The organism is Enterobacter sp. R4-368 (genome assembly GCF_000410515.1).
Taxonomy (GTDB): Bacteria; Pseudomonadota; Gammaproteobacteria; order Enterobacterales; family Enterobacteriaceae; genus Kosakonia.
In genome coordinates, this window is record NC_021500.1 from 2,420,167 (window position 1) to 2,431,969 (window position 11,803).

Here is an 11,803-nt window from a genome sequence, read left to right on the forward strand (position 1 = left end):
ATGGAGTTGCTCTGCCCTGCCGGAAACCTTCCGGCGCTGAAGGCGGCCATCGAAAACGGCGCCGATGCTGTGTATATCGGCCTGAAAGATGATACCAACGCCCGCCATTTCGCCGGTCTTAATTTTACCGAGAAGAAGCTGCAGGAAGCGGTCAGCTTTGTTCATCAACACCGCCGCAAGCTGCATATCGCCATTAACACATTTGCGCATCCTGATGGCTATCAACGCTGGGAGCGCGCCGTTGATATGGCGGCGCAGATTGGCGCTGACGCGCTGATCCTGGCGGATTTAGCGATGCTGGAATATGCAGCCGAGCGCTATCCGCATATTGAGCGCCACGTCTCCGTCCAGGCTTCCGCGACCAACGAAGAGGCGATTCGTTTTTACCATCGCCACTTTGACGTGGCGCGCGTGGTGCTGCCGCGCGTGTTATCGATTCACCAGGTCAAGCAACTGGCGCGCGTCACGCCGGTGCCGCTGGAAGTGTTCGCTTTTGGCAGCCTGTGCATTATGGCGGAAGGTCGCTGCTATCTCTCTTCTTACCTGACAGGCGAATCGCCCAATACCGTGGGCGCCTGTTCTCCGGCGCGTTTTGTGCGCTGGCAGCAAACACCGCAGGGGCTGGAGTCCCGTCTTAACGAAGTGCTGATTGATCGCTATCAGGATGGCGAAAACGCCGGTTATCCGACCTTATGCAAAGGCCGCTATCTGGTGGATGGCGAGCGCTATCACGCGCTGGAAGAGCCCACCAGCCTCAACACGCTGGAGCTGCTGCCAGAGCTGCTGGCCGCCAATATTGCCTCGGTAAAAATCGAGGGGCGCCAGCGTAGCCCGGCCTATGTAAGTCAGGTGGCAAAAGTATGGCGTCAGGCAATCGACCGTTGTATGGCCTCGCCGCAAGATTTTGTGCCGCAATCGGCCTGGATGGAAACGCTGGGGTCGATGTCGGAAGGCACCCAAACCACCCTCGGCGCGTATCACCGCAAATGGCAGTAGGAAAACCATGAAATATTCATTAGGGCCGGTGCTTTACTACTGGCCAAAAGAGACGCTGGAAGATTTTTACCGCCAGGCCGCCACCAGCCACGCCGATGTGATTTACCTTGGCGAAGCCGTCTGCAGCAAGCGCCGCGCCACCAAAGTGGGCGACTGGCTGGATATGGCCAAACAACTGGCGGGCAGCGGCAAGCAGGTTGTGCTTTCCACGCTGGCGCTGGTACAGGCCTCTTCCGAATTAAACGAACTAAAACGTTACGTTGATAACGGCGAGTTTTTACTCGAAGCCAGCGACCTGGGCGTGGTGAATATGTGCGCCGAGCGCAAGCTGCCGTTTGTCGCCGGGCATGCGCTCAACTGCTACAACGCGGTGGCGCTGCGTTTACTGCTCAAGCAAGGCATGGTGCGCTGGTGCATGCCGGTTGAGCTTTCACGCGACTGGCTGAAAAACTTACTCGATCAGTGTGATTCCCTCGGTATTCGTCAGCAATTTGAAGTGGAAGTGCTGAGCTACGGTCATCTGCCACTGGCTTACTCCGCGCGCTGCTTTACCGCCCGCTCCGAAGACAGACCCAAAGATGAGTGCGAAACTTGCTGCATTAAATACCCGAACGGACGCAGCATCCTTTCGCAAGAGAATCAGCAAGTCTTTGTGCTCAACGGTATCCAGACGATGAGCGGCTATGTTTACAATCTTGGCAATGAGCTGGTCTCAATGAATGGCCTTGTGGATATGGTGCGCCTGTCGCCGATGGGTAACGAGACGTTTGCCATGCTTGACGCGTTTAAGGCTAATGAAACGGGTAATGCGCCGCTGCCACTGGCATCTAATAGCGATTGCAACGGCTACTGGCGCAGGCTGCCGGGTCTGGCTTTACAGCAGTAATAAAAGCTCACTTTGTTAACAAGAATTGTCACAAGTTAATGCAGTATGAAAGTTGCAGCTTTTCTGGCCGGGCGCGGCACATTGCGCCAGGCTGGAAGAAGACCTTCAATCTGATGACAATGCTGTAGCAAAGTGAGTGTGTATGTCTGATAAAACGATCCCTTTTTCGGTGCTTGATCTTGCGCCGATCCCGCAAAACTCCAGCGCCCGCGAGGCGTTCACTCATTCGCTGGATCTGGCGAAACTGGCCGAACAGCGCGGTTATCATCGCTACTGGCTGGCAGAACACCACAATATGACCGGTATCGCCAGCGCGGCGACTTCCGTATTGATTGGCTATCTGGCGGCGAATACGCAAACTCTGCATTTGGGTTCCGGCGGCGTGATGCTGCCAAACCATTCACCGCTGGTGATTGCCGAGCAGTTCGGCACATTGAATACGCTCTACCCCGGGCGTATCGATCTCGGGCTTGGCCGCGCGCCAGGCAGCGACCAGCGCACCATGATGGCGCTGCGCCGCCATATGAGCGGTGATATCGACAATTTCCCGCGAGATGTCGCTGAACTGGTGGACTGGTTTGATGCCCGCGATCCAAACCCGCACGTACGACCGGTGCCGGGCTACGGTGAAAAAATCCCCGTCTGGCTGCTGGGCTCAAGCCTGTATAGTGCGCAACTGGCTGCACAACTGGGCTTACCGTTTGCCTTTGCTTCGCACTTCGCGCCGGATATGTTGTTCCAGGCGTTACATCTTTATCGCACCAACTTTACGCCTTCGGCGCGGCTGGAAAAACCGTACGCGATGGTATGCATCAATATTGTCGCAGCCGACAGCAATCGCGATGCGGAATTCCTGTTTACCTCTATGCAGCAGGCCTTTGTGAAATTGCGCCGTGGTGAAAGCGCGCAGTTGCCACCACCGATCCCCAATATGGATCAGTTCTGGTCACCGTCGGAACAATACGGCGTACAGCAGGCGTTGAGTATGTCGCTGGTGGGTGATAAAGCGAAAGTGCGCCACGGGCTGGAAGCGATTCTGCGGGAAACGGACGCCGACGAAATTATGGTCAACGGGCAGATTTTTGACCACCAGGCGCGGCTCTACTCGTTTGAGCTGGCGATGCAGGTGAAAGAAGAACTGCTCGGCTAGCGCAGAGATTCTCCTCTCCCATAAGGGAGAGGAGAGAAATAATTACTGGTAAACAGGTAGCAAATTAAAGCTGGAAAGCAGATGCACGACCGCGTTGCCGATGCCAAACAGCAGGATCAATACGATCATCGGCTTGCCACCCCACACGCGAAATGCCGGACTGCCAAAGCGCTTACGCGACGCATTTGCCAGCAATGCCGGAACAATCGCCGCCCATATCGTTGCTGCCAGACCCGCATAACCAATTGCATACAAAAAGCCGTTCGGCCACAGTAAGCCACCCACAATCGGCGGCAAAAAGGTCAGCAGTGCGGTTTTAAAACGTCCCAGCGGGGAATCATCAAACTTGAACAAGTCCGCCAGGTAGTCAAACAGCCCCAACGTCACGCCGAGGAAGGAACTGGCGACGGCAAAGTTTGAGAAGACAACCAGCAACAGATCCAGACTGCGGCTATTCAGCACGCCGCTCAGCGCCTGCACCAGCACATCGATATTCCCGCCTTTGGCCGCGATCTCAATAAACGCCGGACGCGGGATGTTGCCCATGGTAACCAGCAACCAAATCACATATAACCCCAGCGCCAGCAGCGTGCCGTAGACCAGGCAACGAATAATGGTACGCGGATCTTTGCCGTAGTATTTCATCAGGCTCGGCACATTGCCGTGGTAGCCAAACGAGGCCAGACAGAAGGGCAGCGTCATCAACAGATAAGGCGTGTACGAAGCATCGCTCTGAGCAACGTTAAATAAGGTTGCTGGCTCGACATGCCCCAACAGGCTGCCAAAAGTGAGGAAGAAGGTGATGACCTTCGCACCCAGTACAATCGCCGTCATTCGGCTGACAGCGTGTGTCGAGAGCCAGACGATAAATGCTACCAGCAGCGCAAAGGCAAGCCCGGCCAGACGCGGCGGAACATCCAGCGACATTTCCGCAAAGGTGTGGTGCAAGATAGAGCCGCTTGCTGAAATGTAGGCGTAAGTCAGGATATAGAGCACGAAAGCAATCGAGATACCGTTAACCAGGTTCCAGCCTTTTCCCAGCAAATCTTTGGTGATGGTATCGAAGCTCGCGCCGCTCCGGTAATTCAGGTTGGCTTCAAGGATCATCAGCCCGGAGTGCAACATGCAAAACCAGGTAAAAACGAGCGCCAGCAATGACCAGAAAAACCACGCGCCGGACATCACCACCGGCAGTGAAAACATGCCTGCGCCAATGATCGTGCCGCCAATAATCACTACCCCGCCGAACAGCGAAGGGGAAGCTTGTGTGGTTGTCAGTGTCGACATCTGAATGATTCTCCTGTGGTAAGCAATGCCAGTAGTTCAGGCCGCTGCATTGTACCAGTACAGGAGTACATTACGGATAAAAAAAGCCCCAATCTTTTCGATCGGGGCTGTATCTATTTCTTTACAGACTGTAACGCAGATTATGCGTCGTTACGGCGACGCGGAGCGTTATCGTCGCGATCGCGGCGCGGTGCACGACGTTCGCCACCGAAACTACGACCTTCCTGACGCTCACCGCTGAAACGACGGCCTTCACCACGACCACCTTCACGGCGTTCACCACCGAAACCACCGCGGCGCTCACCGCCACCACGACGTTCGCTACGCTCACGCGGCTGTGCATCGCCCAGCAGCTGCATATTCATCGGCTTGTTCAGAATACGCGTGCGAGTGAAGTGCTGCAGAACTTCGCCCGGCATGCCTTTCGGCAGCTCAATGGTAGAGTGAGTACCAAACAGTTTGATGTTACCAATGTAACGGCTGCTGATATCACCTTCGTTCGCGATAGCACCAACGATATGGCGTACTTCAACACCATCATCGCGGCCCACTTCGATACGATACAGTTCCATTTCGCCAACATCACGACGTTCACGACGCGGACGATCTTCGCCACCACGTTCGCCACGCGGACCACGATCGTTACGATCGCCACGGCGTTCGAAACGGTCATCACGATCGCGGAACTCACGCTTAGGACGCATCGGTGCATCCGGCGGGAGGATCAGCGGACGTTCGCCCTGAGCCATTTTCAGCAGTGCAGCGGCCAGCGTTTCAATATCCATCTCTTCTTCAGCAGAAGGTTGAATTTTTGCCAGCAGCGCGCGGTACTGATCCAGATCGCTGCTTTCCAGCTGCTGCTGAACTTTAGCGGCGAATTTTTCCAGACGGCGTTTGCCCAGCAGCTCTGCGTTCGGCAGTTCCACTTCCGGAATGGTCAGTTTCATCGTACGTTCGATGTTACGCAGCAGACGACGCTCGCGGTTCTCAACGAACAGCAGCGCACGGCCCGCACGACCCGCACGACCGGTACGACCGATACGGTGAACGTAGGATTCAGAATCCATCGGGATGTCGTAGTTAACAACCAGGCTGATGCGCTCAACGTCCAGACCACGTGCTGCAACGTCAGTTGCGATCAGGATATCCAGACGACCGTCTTTCAGACGCTCCAGCGTCTGCTCACGCAGTGCCTGGTTCATGTCACCGTTCAGTGCGGCGCTGTTATAGCCACTGCGTTCCAGCGCTTCAGCCACTTCCAGCGTTGCGTTTTTGGTACGAACGAAGATGATCGCCGCATCAAAATCTTCCGCTTCCAGGAAGCGAACCAGCGCTTCGTTTTTACGCATGCCGTATGCAGTCCAGTAGCTCTGGCTGATGTCCGGACGAGTCGTCACGCTGGATTGAATGCGCACTTCCTGCGGCTCTTTCATAAAGCGGCGAGTAATGCGACGGATTGCTTCCGGCATGGTGGCAGAGAACAGAGCGGTCTGATGACCTTCCGGGATCTGCGCCATGATGGTTTCTACGTCTTCGATAAAGCCCATGCGCAGCATTTCGTCGGCTTCATCCAGCACCAGACCGCTCAGTTTAGAGAGATCCAGCGTGCCGCGTTTCAGGTGATCCAACAGACGACCCGGCGTACCGACGACGATCTGTGGCCCCTGGCGAAGAGCGCGTAATTGCACGTCATAACGCTGGCCGCCGTACAGGGCTACCACGCTTACACCGCGCATATGTTTAGAGAAATCGGTCATTGCTTCAGCAACCTGAACCGCCAGTTCGCGGGTCGGAGCGAGCACAAGGATCTGCGGCGCACGCAGGTCCGGATCGATGTTGTTCAGCAGCGGCAGAGAAAACGCTGCAGTTTTACCGCTACCAGTCTGGGCCATGCCCAGCACGTCACGACCGTTCAGCAGGTGCGGGATGCACTCAGCCTGGATCGGAGATGGTTTTTCGTAACCGAGATCGTTAAGGGCTTCAAGGATGGGAGCCTTCAGGCCCAGATCTGCAAAAGTGGTTTCGAATTCAGCCATGTAGTACAAGTGCCTCTATGTCATTGGCGGCCAGTCTACATAACTCATCGTGAAAAAAATTAGCAATTTTCATTGAAAAGTGTGAACCGGCTCAAAGTAGGTTAATTAACGAACAATGAAGCCCTCACCCGCGAAGGTGATGGCAATCAAAAAAGATTACGGGCTGATATGTTCGTCAGCTATTGCTGGTCCGATTCTGCCAGGTCGTCATGCTCCTGGCCCAAGAGCGCTAATTCCAACAATGCGTAACGATGCTCAACAAAATTATGGACGTTGTTGGCAACCGCTAGTTTGAACAGTGCCGTGGCGCTGTCCTTATCCCCCAGACTTAGGTAGTACTTACCTAAATAGAAGTTGGTTTCACTGAGATGCTCAGCGAGCGAGGTGTTATCCGTTGCGTCTGCCTTCAGGCGATCCATTAGCGTTGCTTCGCTAATGTCGCCGAGGTAGAACTCGACAATGTTCCATCCCCACTGTTCCTTGTCCGATTTTTCGAAGCGCTGTTTCAGTGCTTCTTTAGCCTGCTTCTCATTAAGCTTCCGCTCAACGATGTAAAGCCACAGACTCCGGAAAGGATCATTAGGATCGTCTTGATAAAACGCCAGCAGATCATCTTGCGCTAACTTGTCGCGACCGCCGTAATGCAGTGCGATCCCGCGATTCAAGTGCGCGTAGTTGTAAGTTGGATCAAGCTCAAGTACAGAATCAAACGCTTCATAGGCAGCATCAAAATTGCCTGCCTGCGTTAAATAAATGCCTAAGTAATTGAATACTTCCGGCATATCGGGTCGGATTGCCAGCGCTTGCGAGAAATCATTTCGCGCTAAGGCTCTCAAACCGAGGCTATCATACAACACTCCGCGCTCATATAAAAGCTGTGCGCGTTCGTCATCGGTTAAAGCCCGACTGGCAAGAATTTGTTCCATGCGTGCCAGAATCACTTCTTGCTGCAAAGTCGGTTGCAATGGCACCGCGAGGACTTCACTTTTACGCCAGGCAGAGTTGCTGCATCCTGCCAGCGTTAAAGCTGTCGCAACGAAACACCAGCGCAAAAAAGGCTTCATTTCCCACTCCCGAAGACAACAATTGGATGAACGTCCTGTCCCCCGGCTGCAAACATGGCGTCCTGCCTGCTAATAAGCCCTCCGCTATCGCGGAGGGCAAAAACAACCTTACTCGCCCTGCTCTGCTTGCGGCGCTTCCGACGCTTCTACAGGCTGAGTCTGCTCAGTCGCTTCTTTAATGCTCAGACGAATACGGCCCTGACGGTCAACTTCCAGAACTTTAACCGGCACTTCCTGGCCCATCTGCAGATAATCGGTCACTTTCTCAACACGTTTGTCCGCGATCTGAGAAATATGAACCAGACCTTCTTTACCGCCGCCGATGGCAACAAACGCGCCAAAGTCAACGATGCGGGTCACTTTACCGCTATAGACACGGCCCACTTCGATCTCAGCCGTGATCTCTTCAATACGGCGAATAGCATGTTTCGCTTTGTCGCCGTCAGTAGCTGCGATTTTCACGGTACCATCATCTTCGATTTCGATGGTGGTGCCGGTTTCTTCGGTCAGCGCACGAATGACGGAGCCGCCTTTACCGATAACGTCTTTGATCTTATCTGGATTAATTTTGATGGTATGGATACGCGGCGCAAATTCAGAGATATCACCACGCGGCGCGTTAATCGCCTGCTCCATTACACCCAGAATATGCAGACGAGCACCTTTCGCCTGGTTCAACGCAACCTGCATGATCTCTTTGGTGATACCTTCAATTTTGATATCCATCTGCAGCGCAGAGATACCGTCGCGGGAACCCGCTACTTTGAAGTCCATATCGCCCAGGTGATCTTCGTCGCCCAGGATGTCGGACAGAACAACAAAGTTGTCGCCTTCTTTCACCAGGCCCATTGCGATACCCGCAACGGCGGCTTTCACCGGTACGCCTGCGTCCATCAGCGCCAAGGATGCGCCACAAACGGAAGCCATAGAAGAAGAGCCGTTCGATTCGGTGATTTCAGAAACTACACGTACGGTGTACGGGAATTTATCAGCATCCGGCATTACTGCCAGCACGCCGCGTTTAGCCAGACGGCCGTGACCAATTTCACGACGTTTAGGCGAACCAACCATCCCGGTTTCCCCTACGGAGTACGGAGGGAAGTTGTAATGGAACAGGAAAGAGTCAGTGCGCTCGCCCATCAGCTCGTCGATGATCTGCGCGTCACGTGCGGTACCCAGAGTTGCAGTAACCAGCGCCTGAGTTTCGCCGCGGGTAAACAGTGCGGAACCATGGGTGCGAGGCAGAACACCGGTACGAACGTCCAGACCACGGATCATATCTTTTTCGCGGCCATCGATACGCGGTTCGCCTGCCAGTACGCGGCTACGAACAACGTTTTTCTCGATAGCGTGCAGGATTTCACCCAGCTCATTGGCATCCAGGGTTTCATCTTCTGCCACCAGCGTTGCGATGGTTTCGGATTTGATCACGTCAACCTGAGCATAACGCTCTTGTTTGTCAGTGATGCGATACGCATCGCTCAAACGTGATTCTGCCAGTGCAGCAACGCGCGCGTTCAGCGCTTCGTTCACCGCTTCCGGCTGCCAGTCCCAACGCGGTTTGCCTGCTTCTTTTACCAGCTCGTTGATGTTCTGGATAACAATCTGCTGCTGGTCGTGGCCAAACACCACAGCGCCCAGCATCTGATCTTCGCTCAGCAGTTCCGCTTCAGATTCAACCATCAGAACCGCGGCTTCAGTACCGGCTACGACCAGGTCCAGCTTACTTGCTTTCAGCTCTTCCTGAGTTGGGTTCAGAACGTACTGGTCGTTGATATAACCAACACGCGCAGCGCCAATCGGGCCATTGAACGGAATACCAGACAGTGAAAGCGCGGCGGAAGCACCGATCATGGCTACGATATCCGGGTTAACCTGCGGGTTAACGGAAACTACAGTAGCGATAACCTGCACTTCGTTCACGAACCCTTCCGGGAACAGCGGGCGAACCGGGCGGTCAATCAGACGCGCGATCAGCGTTTCGCCTTCGCTCGGACGGCCTTCACGACGGAAGAAACCGCCAGGGATTTTACCTGCAGCGTACGTACGCTCTTGATAGTTAACGGTCAGCGGGAAGAAATCCTGACCTGGTTTTGCTTTTTTCTGGCCAACAACGGTCACGAATACTGCGGTGTCATCCATGCTTACCATAACGGCAGCAGTCGCCTGACGCGCCATCATGCCGGTTTCCAGCGTGACGGTATGTTGACCATACTGGAATTTACGAACGATCGGATTCAGCAAAGTTCTGTCCTTTCTTAATGAAAGTCAGCACACCTTTGGCATGCTGACAATTTAACCGAATCTTCATGCATCCTCGCGACTAATGACAACCCTAACCCGCCCATTGCGGATAAAGCCTCTCATTAGCCGCGCGAACCTCTGCAGTGAAGATCATACCTGGCAACAATACATTAGTTTACTGCCAATTGCTGCCGCCTGGTTGAAAAAAGGGGCCTTGTAGGCCCCTTCTTGAAACTCGCCAGACTTAGCGACGCAGACCCAGACGCTCGATCAGCGCGGTGTAGCGTGCAACGTCTTTACGTTTCAGATAGTCGAGCAGTTTACGACGCTGAGAAACCATACGCAGCAGACCACGACGGCTGTGGTGATCTTTTTTGTGCTCTGCAAAGTGACCCTGCAGGTGGTTGATCTGAGCAGTCAGCAGTGCAACCTGAACTTCGGTAGAACCGCTGTCGTTAGAACCACGACCAAACTCGGAAACGATTTTTGCTTTAGCTTCAACGCTTAGAGACATTTTAAACTCCAGTGATAAAAAAATGAAAAGGCGCCGATCTCTAATTCAGCGGCCTCAGGATTAACGCCGGGTGATGTTAAATACATAGCCCGGCGTTAAGCGGCAATATTCTACTCGTAGTCACGGTTTCCCGCAAGGTAAGCCCGTCATTGTGCAGGATACTCGACCACCAGACGACGCGGCGCAACACGGCCTTCGTCGTCCATTTCGCCCATGCCAATGAATTTTGCGTCATCGCCTTCTGTGACGCGCACCAGCCCCGCTTTTGGCGCAGCGGATGCCCGAACCGGCTGACCGTTTTTGAAGTATGCCGCGACCACTGACGGAATGTTAACCGCCGGGAAATCTGACGCCGGGCTGTCCATTGGCATCAGTAACGGATCCAGCAGTTGTGCTGCCGGGATACCCTGCTGCTCGGCTTGATCCACCAGCTCGCGCAGCTTGTCGAGCGTCACCATACGTTCAACAGGATACTTACTCACCGCCAGGCGACGCAGATAGATAACATGTGCGCCGCAGCCCAGTTTCTCACCCAAATCATCAATGATGGTACGGATGTAAGTCCCTTTCGAGCAGTGAATTTCCAGCTCAAGTTCATTGCCTTCGTGGCGGATAAATAACAGCTCGTAAACCGTAATTGGGCGCGCTTCACGCGGAACCTCAATGCCCTGACGCGCATACTCGTAAAGCTTCTTTCCCTGATATTTCAGGGCAGAGTACATCGACGGGACTTGCTGCGTATCACCGCGAAAACTCTCCAGCGCAGTAGCCAGTTGTTCGGCACTGAAGGTCAACGGACGCTCTTCAACGATTTGCCCATCCGCATCGGAGGTATCGGTACGCTGTCCAAGGCGGGCAATCACCCGATAACGTTTGTCCGAATCCAGCAGATATTGGGAAAACTTTGTGGCTTCTCCCAGGCAAATCGGCAGCATACCGGTCGCCAGCGGGTCAAGCGCTCCGGTGTGTCCGGCACGGTTGGCGTTATAAAGACGCTTTACTTTTTGCAGCACATCGTTGCTGGAAGCGCCCTGCTGTTTATCCAGCAGCAGAACGCCATGCACGTCGCGACCGCGACGACGAGGACGACTCATCAGTCCTCCTTGCTGTCGTCCGGGTTCACACGACGTTCGTCATCGTGTTTCACCACACTGGTCACCAGATTGGACATGCGCATCCCTTCCACCAACGAGTTGTCGTAGAAGAACGTCAATTCCGGCACGATACGCAAACGCATCGCTTTACCCAACAGGGAACGAATAAAGCCAGAGGCATCCTGCAACGCTTTGATACCCGCTTTCACGGATGCTTCGTCTTTATCGTTGAGGAAGGTGACAAACACTTTGGCATAAGCCAGATCGCGGGAAACTTCGACACCAGAAACGGTGGTCATCATACCCAGACGCGGATCTTTAATTTCGCGCTGCAGGATAATCGCAATCTCTTTTTGCAGTTCCTGAGCCACGCGCTGCGGGCGACCAAATTCTTTCGCCATAATAATTCTCCAGACTAAAAAGGGGCCGTAGCCCCTTTTAATATTTCTTGCCGGGAGGCGCTTCGCTTACCCGGCCAGCAATGTTCATCCACTTTGATTTCGGCTGGCTAGCAGCCGAAAAGCGAAGCGAA

At 54.2% G+C, this 11,803-nt stretch carries 11 protein-coding genes; 3 read left to right on the plus strand and 8 right to left on the minus strand.

Annotation, left to right across the window (positions count from 1 at the left end):
- The 3 genes from ubiU to H650_RS11360 all read left to right on the plus strand — a co-directional run bounded on the left by ubiU (position 1) and on the right by H650_RS11360 (position 3,032).
- Positions 1 to 996 (plus strand): ubiquinone anaerobic biosynthesis protein UbiU, encoded by a 996-nt coding sequence (gene ubiU, locus H650_RS11350; RefSeq protein WP_020455407.1) that lies wholly within the window; start codon positions 1 to 3, stop codon positions 994 to 996.
- 7 nt (positions 997 to 1,003) lie between these two features.
- Entirely contained in the window at positions 1,004 to 1,882 is an 879-nt protein-coding gene (locus tag H650_RS11355; RefSeq protein ID WP_020455408.1) for a U32 family peptidase, read from the plus strand.
- Between the two features lie 142 nt (positions 1,883 to 2,024).
- Entirely contained in the window at positions 2,025 to 3,032 is a 1,008-nt protein-coding gene (locus tag H650_RS11360; RefSeq protein ID WP_020455409.1) for a luciferase-like monooxygenase, read from the plus strand.
- Positions 3,033 to 3,074: 42 nt separating this feature from the next.
- Here the strand turns inward: H650_RS11360 and mtr are convergent, their stop codons facing one another.
- The 8 genes from mtr to rbfA all read right to left on the minus strand — a co-directional run bounded on the left by mtr (position 3,075) and on the right by rbfA (position 11,672).
- Complete coding sequence (gene mtr, locus H650_RS11365) at positions 3,075 to 4,319, minus strand: tryptophan permease (protein ID WP_020455410.1); 1,245 nt, start codon at positions 4,317 to 4,319, stop codon at positions 3,075 to 3,077.
- A gap of 140 nt (positions 4,320 to 4,459) precedes the next feature.
- On the minus strand, positions 4,460 to 6,355 hold the full coding sequence (locus tag H650_RS11370; protein ID WP_020455411.1) for a DEAD/DEAH family ATP-dependent RNA helicase: 1,896 nt from the start codon (positions 6,353 to 6,355) through the stop codon (positions 4,460 to 4,462).
- Positions 6,348 to 6,428 carry a protein YrbN gene (gene yrbN / locus H650_RS26120; protein ID WP_097400725.1) on the minus strand — a complete coding sequence of 27 codons (81 nt, stop codon included), beginning with the start codon at positions 6,426 to 6,428 and terminating at the stop codon, positions 6,348 to 6,350. The genes H650_RS11370 and yrbN overlap by 8 nt, the downstream gene beginning before the upstream one ends.
- A gap of 106 nt (positions 6,429 to 6,534) precedes the next feature.
- Positions 6,535 to 7,419 carry a lipoprotein NlpI gene (nlpI, locus tag H650_RS11375; RefSeq protein WP_020455412.1) on the minus strand — a complete coding sequence of 295 codons (885 nt, stop codon included), beginning with the start codon at positions 7,417 to 7,419 and terminating at the stop codon, positions 6,535 to 6,537.
- Between the two features lie 108 nt (positions 7,420 to 7,527).
- The gene (gene pnp, locus H650_RS11380; RefSeq protein WP_020455413.1) at positions 7,528 to 9,663 is read right to left on the minus strand and encodes a polyribonucleotide nucleotidyltransferase; all 2,136 of its coding nucleotides are present in this window, start codon (positions 9,661 to 9,663) and stop codon (positions 7,528 to 7,530) included.
- Between the two features lie 244 nt (positions 9,664 to 9,907).
- A complete protein-coding gene (gene rpsO / locus H650_RS11385; RefSeq protein ID WP_017457357.1) occupies positions 9,908 to 10,177 on the minus strand; it encodes a 30S ribosomal protein S15 in 270 nt (89 codons plus the stop codon).
- 146 nt (positions 10,178 to 10,323) lie between these two features.
- Positions 10,324 to 11,271, minus strand: a complete 948-nt coding sequence (truB, locus tag H650_RS11390; RefSeq protein WP_020455414.1) for a tRNA pseudouridine(55) synthase TruB — start codon at positions 11,269 to 11,271, stop codon at positions 10,324 to 10,326.
- Positions 11,271 to 11,672, minus strand: a complete 402-nt coding sequence (rbfA, locus tag H650_RS11395) for a 30S ribosome-binding factor RbfA (protein WP_017457355.1) — start codon at positions 11,670 to 11,672, stop codon at positions 11,271 to 11,273. Before rbfA ends, truB begins: the two co-directional genes overlap by 1 nt.
- Positions 11,673 to 11,803 lie beyond the last annotated feature (131 nt).

Bases quoted from the DNA above. Each gene is read 5' to 3' on its own strand.
- ubiU (WP_020455407.1), top strand. From the start codon at position 1: ATGGAGTTGCTCTGCCCTGCCGGAAACCTTCCGGCGCTGAAGGCGGCC.
- H650_RS11355 (WP_020455408.1), top strand. From the start codon at position 1,004: ATGAAATATTCATTAGGGCCGGTGCTTTACTACTGGCCAAAAGAGACG.
- H650_RS11360 (WP_020455409.1), top strand. From the start codon at position 2,025: ATGTCTGATAAAACGATCCCTTTTTCGGTGCTTGATCTTGCGCCGATC.
- mtr (WP_020455410.1), bottom strand. From the start codon at position 4,319: ATGTCGACACTGACAACCACACAAGCTTCCCCTTCGCTGTTCGGCGGG.
- H650_RS11370 (WP_020455411.1), bottom strand. From the start codon at position 6,355: ATGGCTGAATTCGAAACCACTTTTGCAGATCTGGGCCTGAAGGCTCCC.
- yrbN (WP_097400725.1), bottom strand. From the start codon at position 6,428: ATGAAAATTGCTAATTTTTTTCACGATGAGTTATGTAGACTGGCCGCC.
- nlpI (WP_020455412.1), bottom strand. From the start codon at position 7,419: ATGAAGCCTTTTTTGCGCTGGTGTTTCGTTGCGACAGCTTTAACGCTG.
- rpsO (WP_017457357.1), bottom strand. From the start codon at position 10,177: ATGTCTCTAAGCGTTGAAGCTAAAGCAAAAATCGTTTCCGAGTTTGGT.
- truB (WP_020455414.1), bottom strand. From the start codon at position 11,271: ATGAGTCGTCCTCGTCGTCGCGGTCGCGACGTGCATGGCGTTCTGCTG.
- rbfA (WP_017457355.1), bottom strand. From the start codon at position 11,672: ATGGCGAAAGAATTTGGTCGCCCGCAGCGCGTGGCTCAGGAACTGCAA.